The organism is Pseudomonas sp. MIL9 (assembly GCF_016887925.1).
Taxonomy (GTDB): domain Bacteria; phylum Pseudomonadota; class Gammaproteobacteria; order Pseudomonadales; family Pseudomonadaceae; genus Aquipseudomonas; species Aquipseudomonas mohnii.
This window is the reverse complement of the sequence record NZ_JAFEHE010000030.1, coordinates 83,354-104,243: the sequence shown is the minus strand read 5'-3', so window position 1 is coordinate 104,243 and position 20,890 is coordinate 83,354. Positions and strand designations below refer to the sequence as shown.

Sequence of the window (20,890 nt, the reverse complement as noted above, 5' to 3'; positions counted from 1 at the left end):
GAATGGATGGACCTATAAACAGGACGGTAAAGTGCTTCTCCCCCATAGCCAGTCGAGATCAAAAAAAGTATCACCGGCGAGGCAATATTTTTCGGCGACTCAAGTGGGGGAAAGCATGACCCAGAAGCCATTCAAATGGCCGCTGACATGGATCGGGTAGGTTTGCGCCAGCATGTTCAAGGTGCGCTGGGTGTCGCTGATGGGGTAGGCACCGGAAATGCGCAGATCGGCAATTGCCGGGTCGAGGCGCACAACACCACGGTGATAGCGCGTCAACTCGCCGACGAAGTCGGCCAGGCGCATCTTGTCCGCCATCAACATGCCTTGCGTCCAGTCGCCGGCGGAGCGATCGGCGACGCTGACCTGGCCAAAGGTGCTGGAAGAAAAGTCGGTGCGTTGCCCGGCACCGACGATCAGCGGTGTTCCCTTGCGATCTTCTGCCAGCTCCACCTTCACAGCGCCTTCCAGTACGGCAAGGCGAGTGCGTGATTGCAGTTCACGAACGGTGAAGCGCGTGCCCAACGCTTGCAGGCGGCCCTGGCGGGTGCTGACCAGAAACGGCCGGGGCGACGGCGAATTGTCCGGCGCGGTCTGCACCAGTATTTCGCCTTCGCGCAGATGCAGGTGGCGTTGGTGGGTGTCGAACAGCACGTCGATGGCGGTGTCGGTGTTAAGGGTGATTTTCGAACCGTCGGCCAGGGTCAGTTCGCGTCGCTGGCCGACAGCGGTGCGATAGTCGGCCGACCATTGTCGGGACTCTGCCAGCTTCCAGCTGCCCCAGCCGACTGGCAGGATCGCCAGGATCATGGCCAGTTTGCCCAACGCTGCACGGCGTTCCGGGCTGCTTGGGCGATCAAGCGCCGACATCGCCAGAGACGGTGGCAGTCCACCGAGTTTGCCCTGTAACAACTGCGCCCGCGCCCAGGCCCGGCCGCGCTCGGGGGTGCTGGCTTTCCAGCAGTCCCATTCGGCGCGTTCAGGGTCACTCAGTTCGCCTTCACTCAAGCGGATCAGCCAGTCGGCCGCTTCTTCAAGGGCCTGTCGATCGGGGGGCGGCGCGTTGCGGTGGGTGAGCATTCATTCCACCAGCAACAGGCATTGCACGAAGGCTTGCTTCATGTAGCGTTTGACGGTGATCAGCGAGACGCCCAGTTGCGTGGCAATGTCGTCATATTTCAGGCCGCTGATCTGCGAGAGCAGGAACGCACGTTTGACCAGTGGCGGCAGCGCGTCGAGCATCGCGTCGATTTCGTGCAAGGTCTCCAGGACCATGAAGCGCAACTCCGGCGAAGGCACTTCTGGCGCAGGCAAGTGGGAGAGGGCATCCAGGTAGGCGCGTTCCAGGGCCTTGCGTTGATACCAGTTGACCAGAATGCCCTTGGCCACGCAGCTCAGGTAGGCGCGGGGCTGTTCGATGACGGTGACCTGGGAGGCGAGGATACGGGTGAAGGTGTCCTGCGCGAGATCCGCCGCATCCATGGCGTTACCCAGTTTTTTTCTCAGCGTCGCGTACAGCCAGCCGTGATGGCCGCTGTACAGGGCTTCGATCGCGCGCAGGTGATTGTCGTTATTCGCGGGAAGGGTTTCGCTCATGGCTGCAGCTTTTATGCGATTGAGAAGTATTCCCAATTCTAGTTTGCAACCCGGCCGCGACGCAAGCGCCGATTGGTATCCCCGTCAGGCGCCCGGCAGACAGCTCAGTGCGGCGATCATCGTGTCGATTTCCGCTTCGGTGTTGTAGGCATGAAGCGAAGCGCGACTGACCTCCAGCAAGTCCCTGTGCTGCATATCGATCAAGGTCGAACGGAAGGTCGAGGTCGACACGTTGATGCGCTTGTCCTGTGCCGCCAGCCACTGTTGAACCTGCGCCGCGCTGCTGCCCTGATGAGTGAATGTCACGATGCCTGAAGTGAGGCTGCCGACGTCGCGCGGTGTGACGCCCGGGATATCCGCCAGGCGCTGGCGCAGGTAGCCGGCCAACTGTTGAATTCGCAACCACATGGGGTCCACGCCTTGGGCCAGTGCATATTGCACCGCCGCACCCAGGCCCAGTTTGGCGGCGACGTTGCACTCCCAGTTCTCGAACCGGCGGGCGTCGGCGCGGATCTTGAAGGTGTCGGATGTCAGCAGCGATGCGGCGTGCAGGTCGAGAAAGACCGGTTCGAGGTTCTGGCACAAGGACCTTTCGACGTACAGGAATCCCATGCCCCGCGGTCCGCGCAGGTACTTGCGGCTGGTGGCGGCGAGCATGTGGCAACCGATTTTCTGCACATCGATCGGCATCTGTCCGACCCCCTGGCAGGCATCCAGCAGAAACAGCACGCCGGCAGCGCGGGCCAGGGCGCCAATCTGTTCGACCGGTTGTACGGGACCGCCGTTGGTGGCGATCACCGGCAAGGAGATCAACGCGACGCGCTCGTCCTCGAGCATTTTTTTCAGTGCCGGCAATGACACCTGGCCGTGCTCGTCGTTGGCAATGACGCGGATTTCAATGCCGCGCTGCTGCTTCAGTTGCAGGTAAGGAATGTAGTTGCCGGCATATTCGGTGGTCGAGGTCAGCACCACATCGCCCGCTTGCAGCGGCAACGAATAAAAGGCCATGTCCCAGGCGCGGGTCGCGTTCTCGATCACGGCGATTTCGTCCGGCTGAGCGTTGATCAGCCGGGCGATGGCGCCATACACGTTTTCCAGTTCGGCCGAACATTGCGCGGCCGCTTCATACCCGCCAAGGCGTGCCTCGAGCTGGAGGTGGCGGGTCACGGTGTCGATCACCGGCGTCGGCATCAGCGCCGCGCCGGCATTGTTGAAGTGGATCAGTTGCGCGACAGCGGGCGTATCGGCGCGCAGTTGTTCAATGTTCAAAGCACGAACTCCTTGATCAATCCCCCGGCGGGGCATGGCTCGGTTGCATGACCGTCGGCCGGTAGCGCAGCGCGACAATCGGGATCAGCGCCACCCCATAGGCCAGACACACGAACAGGTAGGTGTATTGCAGACCGTAAACCTGACTGAGCAAGCCCCCGGCTGAAATCCCCGCGATGGAGGCAAATTGCGCCGTGCCCTGGGCAATCCCCAGCACGTGACCCTGTTGCGAGCTGTCGGCGGTTTTTGAGATCAGCGCCATCAGCACCGGCGTGGTCGCACCGAGCAGCACGCCCCAGATGAAGTAGGCGACAACAAACACCAGCGGATTACGCGTGATGCCCGCCACGGCGGTGAGAGCGATGCAGCCAAGCACAACGTAAGTCATGCGTTGCAGGGTTTCCTGCTGGCCACGGTGTTCGAAATAGCGCGACCAGGCCGTGGCCGAGAGAATGAAGCCCAGCGCCAGCAAGCCGTAGCACAGGCCGACCACCGAGTTGCTGACCTCGAACACCGAGCTGACATACAGCGAGAAGGCGGTCTGCGGCAGCATCCGCGCCAGCAGCAGGATGCCCATCACACCGAGTAACGACAGCAGTGGCGAGCCTTGCCACACACTGCCTGAACGGCCGGTGGGCGTTGCCTTGTCGGCGGTCGGGGCTTTCTTCACCGGCGGCACGTCCGGCAAGGTCACGGCGGCGATCACGGTGCACACCGCACACAGTGCCGAGGCGATGATGTTGATCCAGAAGAACGTCGCGTAGTCGAGGATCAATCCGCCGACCACGGCGCCGAGCAACGAACCGACATTGGTCGAAATCTGCAGGATGGCGAACAACCGCGCCCGCCGCGAAGGGGCCTCGATGCTGACGCCATAAGCCTGTGCCGGGGCGATGTAGCCGGCGAACGCGCCTTGCAAAAAACGCAGGATCAGAATGACCCAAATGTCGCTGAACAGCGCCAGCCCAAGTTGGGTCAACGACAAACCGGCGAGGGCGCGAATCATCATCAACTTGTGGCCGTAGCGATCGCCGATGCGGCCCCAGAATGCGCTGGTCAGAATAATGCCCAGCATCGGCCCGACGTACACGGCGATGCTGGCGAAGCTGAAAACCGACTCCGAAGTGATCAGCCCACGCAGGTGGACAGGCCAGAACGGCCCGCTCATTTCCATCGCACCCATCGATACCAATTGGATCGCAAATAGAAGATAAATCAGGATTCGTACTCTTGAACCCTGGATGACACCTGCATGGGACATGAGTCAGCCTCGGTTAAACGCTAGCGAGCGGGTTGGTCAGGGTGTGTTGCAAACGATAGTTGCTGTATTGCATCAAGTGCATGCGCAGCAACGACCGGGTTGGCCATGGGTCTTCGACGAACGCCTTGTGTTCGACCTCCCACAATGCCGGCGAAACACGGTGGCGCACAGCCTCGAAGGCCTGATCGGTTTCTTCGCGCAACACTTCCCACAGCCGTGTGTTGTTCAACCCGTATTCCTTGGTCAGCCACAGCGCCATCTCGTGCAGATGCGTGAGGAACGCCGCGTCGAGCACGAACATGCGCACCGGCTCGATATCGCCGCGGAACACCGTCGGCAGAATACCCGGCTGTACGTGGGGCTGCAGGTTGTAGCCACGCTCTTCCAGTAACGGAGCGTACGTGCGGCCATCGCCGAAATCGCGGATCAGGAGACTACGTGCTTTGCCGTCGGGGGAGAACAGCACCATGGTGTTTTGCTGATGCGCTTCAAGGCCGATGCCATACATCAGATAGATCGCCACCACCGGGCGGGTCACCACGGTGGCGTACTCACGGAACCAGTGTTCAACCTGGGTGGCATTCGCCCGCACGCCGTCGCGTTCGATCAGATCGGTGAACAGCGGCCGACCACTGCCGGGCAAGCGGGTGAACAGTGACGCCACGGTAATCGGCAGGCAATCGTCGACGCGCTCGAACGCTGGCCGGCTGGCACGATAGACCACGGACAGATGACGGCCGGGATGATCGTCCTGGGTTTTCGCGTTCCTGTAACGCACGCCGACTTCTTCCGGGAAGATTTCCAGACGCTGATCGAAGCCGTTTTCCGCTTCAAGAATCCTGGTGATCACCGTGCTGATGCGTGGCCCCATGTGAATCGACTTGGCTTGCAGGCTGCGCAGCTCACTGGTCATCCACACGGCGATCGGCAGCTTGATCAGCGGCGCGCAGTCGTCCAGCACCGGCATCATCGTGCGATAGGACATGGTCGGCAGGGTGGCAATATCCGGCCCGTCGGTGATCAGAATCCCTGCTTCGATTTCCGCCGCGAACGTCTTCAGGACGTAGGCCTGCAAGTGCCAGGCGTGTATCGGCAACGGCAGCCACTGGCGTTCATCCAGCCCTTTGCGGTTGAGCGAGGCTTTCCATTGTTCCCATTGCGCCGGGAAATTACTGGCGAACCAGTCGTGGTAACTGGTCACGTGCGGCATGCTCTCGCTTTTCGCGTTGTCGGCGCGCAACGAGGCGATACGCAACGGCACCTGGGCATTGAACTCGGGGGACAGTTGCTCGACTTCGGCGTCGGTCAGGCCCGGGCGCGATTTCCAGGTCGGGTAGTACGGATGACCTTCCAGCGAACCCCACTGGTCGAGCAGGATCGCAGCGTCCTTGGTGTTGGCATGCTGGCGCAGGTAGTCGGTGAAACTCGCGAGGCCCTGATCCCTGGTGGCCTGTTGCAACCGGGCATTCCATTGCTGGCGATGCTGACGGGCGTGCGCGTCGTTGGTCAGGCTGTTTTCCATGTCGGCCTTCAGTCCGGCCACGCCCTCGTCGGTGGGTTCGAAGTCGAAACTGGCGCGCAGCACATCAAGCATGTCCTGATGGCTGGTGATGACCTGGCGAACGCCTTCGTCGGTGACCAGCACCACGTCACCGTCGTTGACCACGGTGTCGGCCGGACCGTGGGCGATGTCGGAAAAGGCCAGGTGAGCGCGGCCGCCCTTGAGTGGGTAAGTGGCCTGGTGGCTCTCTTCGGAAAAGCTCAGGGCCGAACGGTCGAGGATATTTTCGGCAAAAAGGCAGCGAATCAAGCGTCGCATCGCGTTTTTGCGGGAGTAGGCGATCAGTGTCTTGAAGTCATCCATATCAGCGGTCTGCTCGTCGAAAAAATTGAATGAATAGATCAGGCGGCGGCGGTTGCCGGGCGTGGCCAATGGCTGGGGAAGTAGTCGAGTGCCGAGTCGCGCAGGCCCTGCATGTAGCCAACGCTCCACTGCAAGACCTCTTCGATGTAAGGCACCTTGAGGTCGAAGCGCCTGGCCATTTCCACCAGCAGCACCAGGCCGTAGGCGACGTCTTCGTTGAACGCCCGGCTCTCGCGTTCGATCACGTAGCCGGCGCGGTTGTCGGCGGCTGGCACCATCGGCGCAAGGATGTCGTTGTAGGCCTGATTGGTGCGCAGGATCGCCAGCATGCTGCTCTGATCGCGGATTTGCCCGCCGTAGGCGTCGACGATTTCCTGTTTCAGGGATTTGACCGAGGACAGGTCGATGCCCAGACGCTGACTGATGACCGCACACAAATCCTGGCTTTCCTGATCCATGCGTTCGAGGAAGTAGGCGCCCAGTTCCGGGCACTCGGTCCACCAGCACATCGGTTGCGGGAAAATCTTGCGGTGCCACTGGCCGTAGGGGCCGATCAGTCCGTAGATCACCGAGCTGTGCATGATCGGGTTGCCCGGGGTCAGGGTGATCTCCAGGTAATTGTCCAGCATCGTCACGCAGGGGCCGTACAGCCGGGTCAGCATGTCCTGCAACTGTCGGCGTGATGCCTGCGACTCCCTGGCATGGGTCGCCACATACAGCTGGCTTTTGCCGCCACCCATTTTGATCGAGCGTCCCGGCGCCAGTTCGAACGCGGTATGCGGGACATCCTTCATGCCCCAGATCACCAGGTTCGGACGGTCGGGCAGGGTGGCTTCGGCCAGCCAGTCGAAACCGCAGAAACCGGGAATCGCACCGATGTACACCGGTTTGCTTGCACTCAGATGCGGCGCGATGGCTTTCAAGGTTTGCGGTCGGGCATGGGCAGGCACGGTGATGATGACGATGTCGGCATCCTCGACGGCTGTCCTGGCATCGGTGGTCACGCGATCCAGTCGGGCCTCCAGTGTCGAACCGTCGGGCAACAGCGCCCGCATCGGCGACTGGCGGGCGTGCCGTTCGATGATCTCCAGATTGCCGGTGAGCATCGAAACCTGAACATTGGGCAGCTGTTTGAACAGGATGGCGTTGAGATGTCCGGTCCTGCCGCCACCACAGATGGCGACTTTCAACACATTCATCGAGCGGTGCTCCTGTGTGGTGGGTGAGTCATGCGACGCTCAATTGCAGCGGTGCGGAGAAAGATTCCAGCCATTGGGTCTTGCCCAGCCAGGCATCCAGTTGCGGCGCAATGCCTGGATCGATCAGATCGCGTTCTTGCAGCCATTTCTCGTCGAACACCGTGTGCAGGTATTTCTCGCCGCCGTCGGCGATTGGCACCACCACGTTGCCGGTCAGCACGCCTTTGTGGATCAGTTCCAGCGCCTTGAAGATCGCACCGCCGGTTGAGCCACCCACCAACAGGGCGAGATTGCGCGCGATATAGCGGGCGGTTTCGAAGGCCTGGGAATCGGTGACTTGCACACCCAGGTCGATGCAGCTGTAGTCGAGCACCAGGCCGACGGTGTCGCCGGCCGGCGTGCCGGTGCCTGATTGGTAGTAGGGATAACCGGGATGGCCGAACACGATCGAGCCGGCCGGTTCCACCGCCACGGTGATGGTGTCCGGGTTATGCAGTTTCAGGCCGCGAGCGATGCCGGTCATCGAGCCGCCGGTGCCGACGCAGCCGACATAGGCGCCAATCACGCCTTCAACCTGGGCGATGGTTTCGCGAACGAAATCACTGTAGCCACCGGCATTGGCCGCGTTGTCGGACTGATTCATGAACACGGCACCGGGAATGTCGCTGGCCAGTTCGGCGGCGAGTCGTTGCCGCTCGACCACCGCGACTTCATCTTCCCGATAGGTGCCTTTGACGAAACGGATGTCGGCACCGAGCGCCTTCATCACGGCGATCTTGTCTTGTGCGGCGTGATGATCGACCACGGCGATGAAGTGCAAACCAAACTCCACCGCTGCCATGGCCAGACCAATCCCGGTGTTGCCGGAGGATGATTCGACGACTACGCCGCCGGGTTTCAGGCGACCGGACTTGAGCGCCGCCAGCACCATATTGCGTGCCATGCGATCCTTGATGCTGCCGCCGGGGTTGTTCTTTTCAATCTTCAACAACAAACGTGCATTGGAATCCGGAACTTCAATGCCCAACATCGGTGTGTTACCAATAAGATCCGAAGTTTTATTCAATATCATTTCAACTGTTCCCTTTAGTAGTCAGGTGAAAACGCATAGTTACCTTCCGTACAACAGGTCGCCGTCAACCGCCGGGGCAGGGGATGGCGATGAAACTCGTTTTCCAGCAAGTCCATCTGATAACCGGCGGTATTGATGTAAATCAATAAGTCGCCTGGCTGTGGTGCAGTCGAGAAGTTGATCAGGCGGTGACTGATAACGTCATCGTCCAGGCAACTATGGCCGGCGATATAAGCTTGCGTCGGGGTATGGGGCGGGGCTTGTGAACTGATCAGTATCGGATCAACCAGGTATTCAGAGGCAAACCAGGTTTCGCACGCGCTGAAACTACTGCCTTCAACGAAGATGACGGTTTTGTTGTCGGCGAGTTGTTTGGTGCGGGTGACGCGAAACAATGATATCGCCGCCTGATCGACGAGACTCCGTCCGGGCTCCAGAGCCAGGGTTATATTCTGCAGCTTTAAATAATTGGAGATGGACAGTCCAGGTGAATGCTCGGCCTCGAGCAATAACGTCAACCATTGTGGCGCCGTCAGTTCTGCGCCGTAAGGATAATAGGCGTCGGGCACTTTCTGGTTGTGATAATGGCTCGGTTGATTGTCGTTCTGTAAGAATCGGGCATAGGTCTGCGGCTCGACATAACGAATCGGCAAACCGCCACCGATATCGATCATCTGCGGATTCAAGCCCATTTCCCGAGCCGCCTCGACGAACCCGGTGACCTCGCGCAACGCTTGTGCGCGGGATTCGAATCCATAACCGCCCAGGTGAAAATGGAAACCCTCGAAGTGAAAAACATCAGTGCATCTGGTCAGCCGTTGAAGGCTTTCGAGCACGTCTTGCGAGCTCATGCCGAAGCGGCTCTTCGGGCTGATTTTCGGCCTGTAACGCAGTAAAACCCTGGCTTTGCTGACGGGGCGCTGCGCTTCGACAATGCGTTGAAGATGATCGAACTCCTCCTGCGAATCGACGCAAATCAGTGAACCTGCGCTGACCAGTGCCTGATGAAATACGGCGGTTTTGGCCGGTCCCGTGGCGCAGATTTTGCCGGCGGGTGTACCGGCTCGCAGCGCCGCTTGCAGTTCGTGGATGCTCGACACATCGACGCCGATCCCCGAATTCGCCGCTGCGCCGAGCATGCTCTGGGACTTGTTGGCCTTGGCGCCATAGAAGATCGCGTAAGGCACGTTGTAGCGTTTCAATACGGCCAGGAGAGCCTGTGTATTTAATTCAAAGGCATGGGGCCAAACCAGATTCAAGGGTGAGCCGTGTTGTTTGACCAAGTCGACCAGCGTCCCCGGGAACTTGTTGATCAACGTGGAAATAACCGGGTCGATCAGCGGTTTTAACATGTGTGGATGGTGAACTTCGGTTAGTTGTTCAGCAGGCAGTGAGTTTGCTGTAGGCATCGTTAACCCCTGGCGTCGAAAACAACGTCGCCACTGATAGGTTGATAACTGTTTGCTATCGGACTCTTTTTCTCATCAAAAGCAGGGTTTAGACATTCGGAGGCGGATGCCAGGCGATGTCTGAAGTTGGGTGATTAACGCTGATCGTAATAAACGGATCACAAAAATATTGCATTGGAACCTCATTCCATAAGTTTTGTACGGACGTTCCGATTGGCCAGCCGTTTATGGGTAATGCCCTGTAGATGGCCGGCAACTGAGATTCAAATGACATCACTGGCCTGTACTTCCCGAGGTGCTGATAACGTGCTTTGAAGCGAGGGTAGTTCCTCTTGGCGGAGCGAACAATATTGCGAACGAGAACTATTATCAAGTATGGTTTTCAAATATTTTTGAATAACGACAGGCGCAAGGCCACTCAATGAACGTGTATTTACACGCTCAAGGAAGCGGTCGCCCGGAAATAAAAAAGTCCTTTAATGCCTTGATCCCCAAGGCGTTAAGGGTTGTTGCAAGAGGCCCCGGACGAGCACCCGGATCTGCCGCTGACGGGGCCGGAAAATGTTCAGAAACCACGACTGGTTCACGCCAAGGAGCAACGCCATGCAATTCGATCGACTCAGCAGCAAGGCCCCACTCGCGATCAGCTACCTGTTCGTGCCGGGTAATCGTCCCGAGCGCTTTTCCAAAGCGGTTGAAGCGGGGCCCGATGCAATCATTCTCGATCTTGAGGACGCCGTGCACCCGGACAGCAAACCGGCCGCCCGCGCTGCCATCTGGGCCTGGCAGGAGGCAACGCCGAGCGTCGCCTGCGAGCGTTACATTCGCCTCAACAGCGTCAGCAGCGCGTTGTTTCGTCAGGACCTGACCTGGCTCAACGACATGCGCTACCCGCAGCGCTGCAACGGGATTTTCCTGCCCAAGGCCGAGTGCCCCGAGGCCTTGAGCCGAGTGGTCGAACGTCTGCGGCAGTGGCAGCCGACGCTGAAGATCGTGGCGATCATCGAGACCGCCAAAGGGCTGCAGCAGGTCGAATCGATTGCGGCGATCCCCGGTCTGGCACGCCTGGCGTTCGGATCACTGGATTTTTCCCTCGATATCAACTGCAGCCAGATACCCGAGGCGTTTCTGTTCGCCCGCAACCGCATCGTGCTGGCTTCGCGCACCGCCGATTTGCCGTCGCCGATCGATGGTGTCACGCCGGCGATCAGCGATTTGGCGGTGGTCGCCGGGGACTCGCATTACGCGCGTTCGCTGGGTTTCGGCGCCAAGCTGTGCATCCACCCCGCGCAACTGGAGACGGTGCAGCGCGCTTTCCTGCCGGACTCGCGTCAGCTGGCCTGGGCCGATCGGGTGATGAGCGCGGTGGCCACGGGCAGTCACGCGGTGCAAGTGGACGGTGAGATGGTCGATTTGCCGCTGATCGAGCACGCCCAGCGCCTGCTCGATGTCGCCCGCCAGCACACGCCCATTGCCCGCGCCGATGCCTGCTGAACCGCCGGCGAACCAGGAGATCACCATGGAACAGGGTTATCAGATTGCGTTGCGGCCACTGTGCCAGGTGCTGCAGTCGGAGCAGGTCGATCCGGCCAATGTGACGATGTTGCGTGAGTCGATCGTTCGTGCGGGACATTGGCTGGAACCGATCATCGTCGAGCGTTCGCGCGGCATCGTGATGGACGGTAATCACCGCTTCAACGCCGCGTTGCAACTGGGCTTGAAGCGGGTGCCCTGCATCCAGCTCGATTACACCGATCCGCGGGTCTGTGTGCGGCATTGGCAGACAGGGCAGGCGTTCGAAGTGGCGCAGATATTCACCACCATCGCCCGCGGTGAACTCTTTCCGTACAAGACCACCCGGCATGCATTCGACCCCGCGTTACCAAGGGTCGCGATACCGCTGGAGCGGCTGTACGCCTGACCCTCGCCGGGCCCATCCAAAAAAACTTTTCCGGGGGTGATACTTTTTCGTGAATTGACTGGCAATAGGAGTGATTACCATTTCCACTTGATGAAAGGATCTCCACGTCATGCCTGTTGTCAGTCGTCCCTGCGGTGAGCGTGTGCTAACGCTTGCCATGCGTACCGCCATGCTGAATTTTATTTTGGTCGCAGGAAGCGCCAGCGCCTGGGCCGCCAGCCCCGAGCAACAAGACGTTGCCGCCGAGCCGCGTTCTAACGTCGCGCCAGCCCCGCCGGCCGATGACAGCCCGGACGCGCTGACGCTCGACACCACTAACATCAACGCCTCCTACAGCGGCCCGACTTCGTTGCCGGAAACCTTCGCCGGTGGCCAGGTTGCACGGGGAGCCCGCCTGGGCATGATGGGCAACAAGGATGTGATGGACACGCCGTTCAGTGTCACCAGTTACACCGCCAAGACCCTCGCCGACCTGCAAACCGTGACCGTTGCCGATGCGCTGGAGCGTGATCCTTCGGTGCGCTCCACCGGTCAAACCGGCGGTATCGTCGATTCGTTTTTCATTCGCGGCTTCCCGATCGGCGAAGGCAATCTTGGCGAGCAGGCATTCGACGGTGTGTATGGCGTGGCGCCGAACTATCGCGTGTTTACCGACTACGCCGAACGGGTCGAAGTGCTCAAGGGGCCAGGGGCGTTGATGTACGGCATCTCGCCCAACAGCGGCGTCGGCGGCGTGATCAACATCGTGCCCAAACGTCCGCTGGATGAAGACTTGACGCGGGTCACCACCACTTACGCTTCGGATTCCCAGGTGGGTGGTCATCTGGATCTGAGCCGTCGCTTTGGCACGGACAATCAATTTGGCGTGCGCTTCAACGGCAACCTGCAGGGCGGCGACACGGCCATTGACGATCAGCACCGCGACCTCGGTATCGGTGCCATCGCGCTTGATTACCGTGGCGAGCGCTTGCGCCTGAACCTCGATTACATCAGTCAGAAAGAGAGTTTCGAGGCGCCCTCGCGGCCATTCACCGTCGCCTCGGGCGTCGATGTCCCGTCCGCGCCGAATGGCCGCACCAACCTGCCGCAGAAATGGGGCTGGTCGGACACCAAAGAGCAGTCGGCCTTGCTTGGCGGCGAATATGACCTGACCGACACGGTCACTGTGTTTGCCCACGCCGGTGGCGGCAAATCCGACGTCAAACGCCTGTCCGACCAGGTGCCGAGAATCCTCAACGACGCTGGCGATACCAGCAATATTCCGGGCTACTACAAGTTCAACGTTGATCGCTCAACGGCGGACGCCGGTATCCGTGGTGTGTTCGCCACCGGGCCGGTCACCCACACGACCACGCTGATGGCGACCCAATATCAGGATGAGCTGTCCCGGGGAATCACCAATGGCACCGAGATCCGTTCGAACATCTATCACCCGATCGATGTGCCCAAGCAATACATCAACTCACCGAAGGTGCTGCGCGTCTCCGAATCGGAACTGTCAGGCGTTGCGCTGACCGACACACTGTCCATGCTCGATGATCGTTTCCAGTTGACCCTTGGCGTGCGTCGGCAGGACATCGAATCTCGCAACTACAATGCGTCGGGCTCGGTCAGTTCGAAATACAACGACAGCGCCACGACGCCTCTGGTCGGTGTAGTGGTCAAGCCTTGGGAAGACGTTTCCCTCTACTACAACTATGTAGAAGGCTTGAGCAAAGGTGACATTGCACCGGGGACGGCGGCCAATGCCGGCGAGACATTCGCACCTTACGAATCGAAGCAGCATGAAGTCGGTGTGAAATACGAACACGGCACCTTCATGACCACCCTGGCGTTGTTCCAGATCGAGAAACCGAGCGGTGAAATCGGCGCCGGTAACGTGTTTTCGGTACAAGCCGAACAACGCAACCGTGGGATCGAGTTGAGCATGTTCGGCGAGGTGGCACCGGGCACTCGCCTGATGGGCGGCGTGACGGTGCTCGACGGCGAATTGACCGATTCGGCGACAGCCGCCAACCGTGGCAACAAACCGGTCGGTGTGCCTGACGTGCAGGCCAACCTGTGGGCTGAGTGGGATACGCCATGGCTTGAAGGGTTCACCCTCACCGGCGGTGCGATTTATACCGACAGCCAGTACGTCAACCAGGCCAATACCCAGGAACTCGACGCCTGGACCCGTTTCGATGCCGGCGCCCGTTATGCGACGAAAATCGAAGGCCGGCCGACGACATTCCGCGCTACGGTGCAGAACGTGTTCGATCGTGAGTACTGGTCGGGCGTTGCTTCGTATGGCGCGTTTTCGCCGGGTTATCCGCGGACCTTGCAACTGTCTGCGACGGTCGACTTTTGACGCACAAGGGCAGGCACAGCCGCGGGGCTGCTGCCTGCCCTGTGTCATTTGTGAACAGGAGTATTCACATGCTGGACAACCATGGATTCACCTCTGTTGACCGGTGTCGTCCGTTTCAGGCCACGACCCATCAACTTGATCTGGTTTTTGATTCCAGTGCGAATCGCCATATCCGTGAGATGTTGCGAGTTTACGGACTGCGTACCAGCCTCTTTCGTTTGAAGGTGATCAATGCACTGGTCCAGGCGACTCGGGAGGGACGCTCGCCAGGCGTGCGGGGTGTGCATGCCTGCATGCAAGCGTCCTCCTCGGAGCTGACGATTGTCAGTGTACGCGAAGTACTCAAGCGCCTTGCCGGGGTAGGCGTCATCGTTTTTCAGCCGGATAGAACGTACCGCTTTACCACTGAGGCGTGGGAAATGCTCAAGCCCGACGTCGGTGGCGGGCCCTGCAAGATCAACAGTCTTTAACGGTTCGCATCATCGGGTGGCGCCGCCTTGCGCCGATCCGGGCCTGCTGGATTGCCAGTGTTTATCAGCCTTCTTTCCAGCAGAATATTGTGCAGCGCTTCGCGGTCCGACGGGTTCAACTGGTGCTCTCGCGCTTTCAGTTCCAGCAGGATGGGGCTGGACCACTGACGATAGGTTTGTTCGGCACTACGCGTGGGTGACATCGCTTCCTCCTTGATCAGGCTCCTGCCAATAAAGGCACCGCAGTTCGATACGTTTGAGACCCTAGTCGAGGAAGCTGACTATCGCCACTGCAGCGTGTCGGACATCTGCCTCAGGCGCGCGAGTCCGCCGGATTGTGACCCGTGAAATTCGGGCCGATGTGATCGGCCCGAATTTTTTGTCTAGACGAAAGCCTGACTACCAAAGCCCCGTGGCAATCTTTGCCGACCAGCCATGGCCGACAACCGTTCGGTCCAGGCCTGGCGCCAGTCAGTGACGATGTGTGCGACTTTGGCCTTGCGGGCGGCCCGACGTGCCGCGTTACGTTCGTTCCGGCGTGCTTCTTTGAAAACCTCGGTGTTGCGGCAGCTTCTGCATTTCACCCGGTTGAGTTCGCGGGTCGAGGTGAGATTGGTACCTTTGTGACCGCAGGCCAAATGCCCGCTGACTTTGAAGTGAGTGACCATCAGAACGCCTCCTTGGTGACGTGTAAGTGTTTGACCACTCACGGTCGGGGACGTTCGGTCGTGACCCGGACACAAAAAATCCCGGCGCGGGGCTGGGCAGGGGGGGGTAATGGAAGGCAATCAGGCAGGCACGCAACCGGTGACGATAACGTCGCCGATCATGCCTGCAGCATCGGGCCGTGTCTTCGCATCGAATGTGCGGATCGAATCATCTGAACCGTGGCAGCGGCGGATCGACGGGTTTGAGCGAAGACAGGGTGTTGCGAATCAGCGGCGTATCCTTTTCGATGTCGTTCAGACGATCACGAATTCTGAGGGCTGTCGGATGTCCGCCTTGATGATCGACCCAGTCGGCAATTTCCTTGCACGCCGCAGCCAAGCGAACCTGGCGCGAATCGAGCAGGGTGAGCAGGGTGGTGATGGACTCTTTTTCGGACATGGAAAACACCTCCGCTTGAGAAACCTGGCAGTTGGCAGTAAAAAGCCCGCCGGGCGCGAGCTTTCTACCGATGGATCGCTGGTCCTTCAGCTCCTTTCAGTATAGACCCCTACAGGGCACGCTAAAGCTCATCAGCCTTGTCGGGCCATGATGTGTGACCTGGCATTGAGCTGCCGGCAAACGTGCCGGGCGTCTTCCTCGAGATCGTAACCGTCACCGATGAAACCGTGGGTTCGGGTATCGGCGATGCGATACCAGACGGCGGCGTCAGGAGGCGGGTGAGCGGTTTCTCCGGCCCGGCGGCCATGAATGATGATCTTGTTGCATCGCTTCACGACGAAAATGTCTTCCATGGCGTCACCGCAGCTGATTCGTTTACACATCAACTATAGAAGTCATTTGTAATCGTGCAAAAAATAGACAAGTCAATTCGTCGGCTCAGACACCAGCTTGTCCAGCAACATGGCCAATCCGACTTCCTCGGCGCGCAGGCCTTTACGCATCCGCGGCCTGGGCAACTGCGCCAACATACCCAGCACGAAGCCTTCGAGCACCGCCGGATGGATGTAGCACTTGCGGCACACCGCCGGTGTATTGCCTAGCTGTCGGGCGACGTTTTTCACCATCTCCACCACGTGCCGCTTCGCCTCCGATTCCGGTTGCCATTGCAACTCTCGCAGCACCGCAAGGGCGAGGGCGCTGCCGGCCCAGGTGCGGTAGTCCTTGGCGGTGAAGTCGGCACCGGTCAGGGTTTGCAGGTAGGCGTTGACGTCGGACGAGGTAATGCTGTGTCGCTCGCCGTTTTCATCGAGGTACTGAAACAGGTTTTGTCCGGGGATCTCCTGGCAGCGCTTGATGATGCGTGCCAGTCGCCGGTCTTTCACGGTGATCTGATGTTCGACGCCACTCTTGCCACGAAACTGGAACAGGATCGCACTGCCGTTGATCTCGACATGCCGGTTGCGCAGCGTGGTCAGGCCGTAGGAGCGGTTGTCCCGGGCATATTGAGTGTTGCCGACGCGGATCAGCGTGGCATCGAGCAAGGTGATGACCGTGGCCATGACCTTGTCGCGGCTGAAGCCCGGTGCGGCCAACAAGGCCTCCAGCCGTTTGCGCAGTTTAGGCAAGGCCAGGCCGAAATCCCGCAGGCGCGAATACTTGTCCAGATCGCGAACTTCACGCCAGCGTGGGTGATAACGGTACTGCTTGCGACCCCGGGCGTCGCGGCCGGTGGCTTGCAGGTGCCCGCGCGGGTCGGCGCAGATCCACACGTCGGTGTAGGCCGGCGGCACCGCGAGCGCGTTGATGCGCCGGATCTCGTCCGGGTCGGTGATGCGTTGTCCCGCCGGATCGAAATAGCAGAACTTGCCGCGCTGTTTCTTGCGGCGGATTCCGGGTTGGGTGTCATCCACGTAGTGCAGGTCGGACGGCAGCGCATCGGGCATGGCGATTGTCCTTGGCGAGGAGTCAGGGGGCCGTTAAAGGCATTGACCCCGCGCCGCCTCAGTCGTGCCAATGCCTTTACGCGAGCACCGCCACGGCTTTGATCTGCGCCCAGAGTTGCTGGCCGGGACGGATGTTCAACTGGTCGCGGGAGAAGCGGGTGATACGCGCCAACAAAGGGGTTCCGGCCGCGTCGAGACGGATCAGTACATGGGCGGCATTGTCGGCGCCCATCTCGCTGACCACAGTGACCGGCAGGCGATTGAGGATGCTGCTGTGCTCGGCGCTGTGCAGGCTCAGGCTGACATCCCGTGCCTGAACCTTGCAGCGCAACGCCTGGCCCGTGGCCATCGGCGTGTGTGCCACGCGAATGTTCAAGGCCGTGTCGGGCAGTTGCAGGGTGAGCAATTGATAGTGGTTGTCATAGGCACAGACGCGCCCCTCAATCACCACGCCGGCGTCGTCGCCCAGCGCGAGTGGCAAGTCCAGGCGTGCCAGGGTTTGGCCGATCGGGCCGCTGGCCAGCGCCTTGCCGTTGCTGAGCAGGACGAGGTGGTCGGCCAGGCGCGCCACTTCATCCTGGGAGTGGCTGACATACAACACCGGGATGTCCAGTTCGTCGTGCAGCCGTTGCAGGTAGGGGAGGATTTCGCCTTTGCGCTGGGCGTCCAGCGCCGCCAGCGGTTCATCCATCAATAACAGTTTCGGGCTGGTGAGCAGGGCGCGGGCGATGCCGACTCGCTGGCGTTCCCCGCCCGACAGGTGTTGTGGATGGCGATCCAGCAGGTGGCCGATGCCCAAGAGCTCGGTTGCGTGGGCCATGTCGACTCGACGCTGTGGTTTCGGGATACGTTTGAGCCCGAACTCCAGGTTGGCCAGCACCGACAAATGCGTAAACAGGCTGGCCTCCTGAAAAACGTAACCCAGGGCTCGCTTGTGCGGCGCCACGAAAATCTTCCTTTCGCTGTCCTGCCAGACTTCATCGTTGACCTGGATAAAGCCTTGATCGGCTTTTTCCAGACCGGCGATGCAGCGCAGGCAGGTGGTCTTGCCGGACCCGGAATGGCCATACAGTGCCGTGACACCACGGCCGGGCAGTTGCAGGTCGACATCGAGGTGGAACCCCGGGTAGCTCAATTCCAGGCGCGTTTGAATCATCGATCAGCTCCAGCCCGCTTTGGTTTTACGGCTGGAGTACAGCGCCAGCAACACCGCAAAGGAGAACACCAGCATGGCGCCGGCCAGCCAATGGGCCTGGGCGTATTCCATGGCTTCGACGTGGTCGTAGATCTGCACCGAGACCACCCGGGTTTTATCGGGAATGTTGCCGCCGATCATCAGCACCACGCCGAATTCGCCGACCGTGTGGGCGAAGCCGAGGATGGCGGCGGTGATGAAGCCGGGGCGGGCCAGGGGCAGGGTCACGCTGAAGAAGCTGTCCCAGGGATTGGCGCGCAGGGTCGCGGCCACTTCCAGCGGGCGGGTGCCGATGGCGGAAAAAGCGTTTTGCAGGGGCTGGACCACAAACGGCATCGAGTACAGCACCGAACCGATGACCAACCCTGCAAAACTGAAGGTCAGGGTGCCCAGCCCCAGTGATTGGGTGAATTGGCCGACAAAGCCGTTCGGGCCCAGCGCCAGCAACAGATAAAAGCCGATCACCGTGGGCGGCAGCACGAGGGGCAGGGCGACGATCGCCCCGACCGGGCCGCGCAGCCAGGATTGAGTGCGCGAGAGCCACAACGCAAGCGGTGTGCCGATCACCAGCAGGATGACGGTCGTCAGGGACGCCAGTTTCAGGGTCAGCCAGATGGCGGAAAAATCGGCACTCGATAGCGTCATTTAGAGTTGGTAACCGTAGGACTTGATGATGGCGGCGGCTTTCGGCCCTTTAAGGTAGTCAACCAGTGCCTTGGCAGCCGGATTATCCTTGCCTTTGTTGAGGATCACCGCGTCTTGTTTGATCGGGTCATGCAGGTTGGCCGGAACGATCCAGGCCGAACCGCTGGTGATTTTACCGTCCTTGTAAATCTGCGACAGCGCGACAAAACCCACTTCGGCATTGCCCGTGGAGACAAACTGATAGGCCTGGGTGATGTTCTGGCCTTCAACGATCTTGTCCTTGACCTTGTCGGTCAGACCTTCCCTGGCCAGTACCTGGGTGGCCGCCAGGCCGTAGGGTGCGGTTTTGGGATTGGCAATGGACAGATGCTGGTATTGATTGTCGCTCAGGACCTTGCCCAGGGCGTCGACATAGCCTTCCTTGGCCGACCACAACGCGAGGGTGCCGACGGCGTAGGTAAAGCGCGAGCCCTTGACCGTGTCGCCTTCGTCTTCGAGTTTTTTCGGGGTGGTGTCGTCCGCCGAGAGGAACACTTCGAACGGCGCGCCATTCTTGATCTGGGTGTAGAACTGACCCGTCGCGCCGAAGGCGGTCACCAATTTGTGCCCGGTGTCCTTTTCGAAGTCCGCCGCGATGGCCTGGATCGGCGCGGTGAAGTTGGCCGCAACCGCCACCTGGACTTCGTCCGCCTGGGCGGCGCCAAGGGCGAACACAGCGAGAAGGCCGGTCAGGCAAGCGGGGGCGAAACGTGAGGCGCTAAGGGACATGAAACGGCTCCGTGGCAGGCATTACATAGGGGGGGTAACGCTATATATCAAAATATATAGCGAAATGCCTGCAAACGGAATGAGGAGTACTCGGCTGGGGTGGAGGAGCTTGCCTGTGGCTGGGGAGCTTTTCTGTGGCAAGCCCCACAGATCTTGAGTTGACTTGAGGGATCGTCAGCGCCGAAGCAACTTTGCCAACCCCTCTTCAGCAAGCCGCCGGGTCAACTCTGCCGTGGTCATTTCCACGCCCAAAGGGAACGCCTGTCCGGCCCAGAGATTGCTGAAATCCGCTTCGTCCTTCGCCCGCAAAGGCATCAACGCGCCGCCGGCGAGGGGAAAGGCCGGTGCCTTGTCGCTCATCGGCCCCAGTTCACGCATGACCCGATTGAGGATGCCGCGCGCCGGGCGCCCGGTGAAAATGTTGGTGACGGCGGTCTCGCTCTCCCGGGCCGTACGCAACGCCTGGTGATGAGACGCACTGACCTTGGCTTGCGACGTAAACAGGTAGGCCGTACCCACTTGCACCGCCGAAGCGCCCAACATGAAGGCTGCCGCGACGCCTCGCGCGTCGGCAATGCCGCCAGCGGCAATCACGGGTACTTGCACCGCATCGACGACTTGCGGCACCAGGGCAAAGGTCCCGACCTGACTGCTCAGGTCATCACTGAGAAACATCCCGCGATGTCCTCCCGCCTCGTAACCCATGGCGATGATCGCGTCGCAGCCATGTTGCTCGAGCCAGATGGCCTCTTCGACGGTGGTGGCCGACGACACCACCTTTGCGCCGGTGGCTTTGACCCGATCCAGCAGGGATTTTTCCGGCAGGCCGAAGTGGAAACTCACGACTTCGGGGCGAAACGCTTCGATCACCTCACAGGCCGCGTGATCGAAGGGCGCGCGGTTGGACACTGGGGTCGGCGCATCAAAGTCGACGCCCAACTCCCGGTAGTAAGGTTCCAGCAGGTTTTTCCAGTCTTGTGCGCGTTGCTCATCGTCAGCCGGCGGCTGGTGGCAGAAGAAATTGACGTTGAACGGGCGCGAGCTGTGTTGACGAATGGTCGTCAGCTCGGCGCGCAATTGCTCGGTGCTCAGCATGGCGGCGGGCATCGAGCCCAGGCCGCCGGCATTGCTTGCCGCAATCACCATGGACGACTGGGTGGCACCGGCCATGGGAGCTTGAATAACGGGCAGTTCGATCCCGAACAGATCAAGAATACGGGTGTCTGGCCATGGGCTCATTTTTGAGGTCTCCGACGTTGAAACCGGGCAGGGCGGTTCAAGCGGTTTTGTAGCAGCAATGACTGTCCCGAGGCCAGTCTTGT

At 60.3% G+C, this 20,890-nt stretch carries 21 protein-coding genes; 4 read left to right on the top strand and 17 right to left on the bottom strand.

The features are described 5' to 3' along the window. Positions 1-99 precede the first annotated feature (99 nt). The 8 genes from JQF37_RS27475 to JQF37_RS27440 all read right to left on the bottom strand — a co-directional run bounded on the left by JQF37_RS27475 (position 100) and on the right by JQF37_RS27440 (position 9,610). Positions 100-1,077, bottom strand: coding sequence for a FecR family protein (locus JQF37_RS27475; protein ID WP_130208112.1), 978 nt, complete (start codon positions 1,075-1,077; stop codon positions 100-102). Continuing rightward, positions 1,078-1,593 carry a sigma-70 family RNA polymerase sigma factor gene (locus JQF37_RS27470; RefSeq protein WP_130208110.1) on the bottom strand — a complete coding sequence of 172 codons (516 nt, stop codon included), beginning with the start codon at positions 1,591-1,593 and terminating at the stop codon, positions 1,078-1,080. An 84-nt stretch (positions 1,594-1,677) separates the two neighbouring features. Continuing rightward, positions 1,678-2,862 carry an aminotransferase class V-fold PLP-dependent enzyme gene (locus JQF37_RS27465; protein ID WP_130208108.1) on the bottom strand — a complete coding sequence of 395 codons (1,185 nt, stop codon included), beginning with the start codon at positions 2,860-2,862 and terminating at the stop codon, positions 1,678-1,680. A gap of 16 nt (positions 2,863-2,878) precedes the next feature. Then, positions 2,879-4,123 (bottom strand): MFS transporter, encoded by a 1,245-nt coding sequence (locus tag JQF37_RS27460; protein WP_130208106.1) that lies wholly within the window; start codon positions 4,121-4,123, stop codon positions 2,879-2,881. Positions 4,124-4,136: 13 nt separating this feature from the next. Beyond that, on the bottom strand, positions 4,137-6,116 hold the full coding sequence (locus tag JQF37_RS27455; protein WP_223272684.1) for an IucA/IucC family protein: 1,980 nt from the start codon (positions 6,114-6,116) through the stop codon (positions 4,137-4,139). Beyond that, on the bottom strand, positions 6,026-7,186 hold the full coding sequence (locus tag JQF37_RS27450) for an NAD/NADP octopine/nopaline dehydrogenase family protein (protein ID WP_130208104.1): 1,161 nt from the start codon (positions 7,184-7,186) through the stop codon (positions 6,026-6,028). The genes JQF37_RS27455 and JQF37_RS27450 overlap by 91 nt, the downstream gene beginning before the upstream one ends. Positions 7,187-7,214: 28 nt before the next feature. Beyond that, entirely contained in the window at positions 7,215-8,258 is a 1,044-nt protein-coding gene (locus JQF37_RS27445) for a cysteine synthase family protein (RefSeq protein ID WP_130208102.1), read from the bottom strand. A gap of 14 nt (positions 8,259-8,272) precedes the next feature. Next, complete coding sequence (locus tag JQF37_RS27440; protein WP_130208225.1) at positions 8,273-9,610, bottom strand: Y4yA family PLP-dependent enzyme; 1,338 nt, start codon at positions 9,608-9,610, stop codon at positions 8,273-8,275. A gap of 660 nt (positions 9,611-10,270) precedes the next feature. Here JQF37_RS27440 and JQF37_RS27435 point away from each other — a divergent pair. The 4 genes from JQF37_RS27435 (at position 10,271) to JQF37_RS27420 (ending at position 14,408) form a co-directional block, all read left to right on the top strand. After that, complete coding sequence (locus JQF37_RS27435; RefSeq protein ID WP_130208100.1) at positions 10,271-11,161, top strand: CoA ester lyase; 891 nt, start codon at positions 10,271-10,273, stop codon at positions 11,159-11,161. A 25-nt stretch (positions 11,162-11,186) separates the two neighbouring features. Continuing rightward, a complete protein-coding gene (locus JQF37_RS27430; RefSeq protein WP_130208098.1) occupies positions 11,187-11,588 on the top strand; it encodes a ParB N-terminal domain-containing protein in 402 nt (133 codons plus the stop codon). A gap of 109 nt (positions 11,589-11,697) precedes the next feature. Beyond that, complete coding sequence (locus JQF37_RS27425) at positions 11,698-13,938, top strand: TonB-dependent siderophore receptor (protein WP_130208096.1); 2,241 nt, start codon at positions 11,698-11,700, stop codon at positions 13,936-13,938. A 68-nt stretch (positions 13,939-14,006) separates the two neighbouring features. Next, positions 14,007-14,408: a fe2+ zn2+ uptake regulation protein gene (locus tag JQF37_RS27420; RefSeq protein WP_130208094.1), complete on the top strand. Its 402-nt coding sequence runs from the start codon at positions 14,007-14,009 to the stop codon at positions 14,406-14,408. On the opposite strand, the gene JQF37_RS27415 is transcribed toward JQF37_RS27420, so the two are convergent. The 9 genes from JQF37_RS27415 to JQF37_RS27375 form a co-directional block, all read right to left on the bottom strand. Next, a complete protein-coding gene (locus tag JQF37_RS27415) occupies positions 14,405-14,611 on the bottom strand; it encodes a hypothetical protein (RefSeq protein WP_130208092.1) in 207 nt (68 codons plus the stop codon). The two genes, JQF37_RS27420 and JQF37_RS27415, sit on opposite strands and share 4 nt — an antisense overlap. Positions 14,612-14,791: 180 nt before the next feature. After that, positions 14,792-15,076 (bottom strand): hypothetical protein, encoded by a 285-nt coding sequence (locus JQF37_RS27410; RefSeq protein ID WP_130208090.1) that lies wholly within the window; start codon positions 15,074-15,076, stop codon positions 14,792-14,794. A 208-nt stretch (positions 15,077-15,284) separates the two neighbouring features. Further along, complete coding sequence (locus JQF37_RS27405; RefSeq protein WP_008055683.1) at positions 15,285-15,515, bottom strand: hypothetical protein; 231 nt, start codon at positions 15,513-15,515, stop codon at positions 15,285-15,287. Between the two features lie 131 nt (positions 15,516-15,646). Next, on the bottom strand, positions 15,647-15,868 hold the full coding sequence (locus tag JQF37_RS27400; RefSeq protein ID WP_130208088.1) for a hypothetical protein: 222 nt from the start codon (positions 15,866-15,868) through the stop codon (positions 15,647-15,649). A 72-nt stretch (positions 15,869-15,940) separates the two neighbouring features. After that, entirely contained in the window at positions 15,941-16,960 is a 1,020-nt protein-coding gene (locus JQF37_RS27395; RefSeq protein WP_130208086.1) for a DNA topoisomerase IB, read from the bottom strand. A gap of 76 nt (positions 16,961-17,036) precedes the next feature. Continuing rightward, complete coding sequence (gene modC, locus JQF37_RS27390) at positions 17,037-18,116, bottom strand: molybdenum ABC transporter ATP-binding protein (protein WP_130208084.1); 1,080 nt, start codon at positions 18,114-18,116, stop codon at positions 17,037-17,039. A 3-nt stretch (positions 18,117-18,119) separates the two neighbouring features. Further along, a complete protein-coding gene (gene modB / locus JQF37_RS27385) occupies positions 18,120-18,800 on the bottom strand; it encodes a molybdate ABC transporter permease subunit (RefSeq protein WP_130208082.1) in 681 nt (226 codons plus the stop codon). Continuing rightward, positions 18,801-19,568 (bottom strand): molybdate ABC transporter substrate-binding protein, encoded by a 768-nt coding sequence (modA, locus tag JQF37_RS27380; protein ID WP_130208080.1) that lies wholly within the window; start codon positions 19,566-19,568, stop codon positions 18,801-18,803. A gap of 174 nt (positions 19,569-19,742) precedes the next feature. Beyond that, the gene (locus tag JQF37_RS27375) at positions 19,743-20,807 is read right to left on the bottom strand and encodes a nitronate monooxygenase (RefSeq protein ID WP_130208078.1); all 1,065 of its coding nucleotides are present in this window, start codon (positions 20,805-20,807) and stop codon (positions 19,743-19,745) included. Positions 20,808-20,890 lie beyond the last annotated feature (83 nt).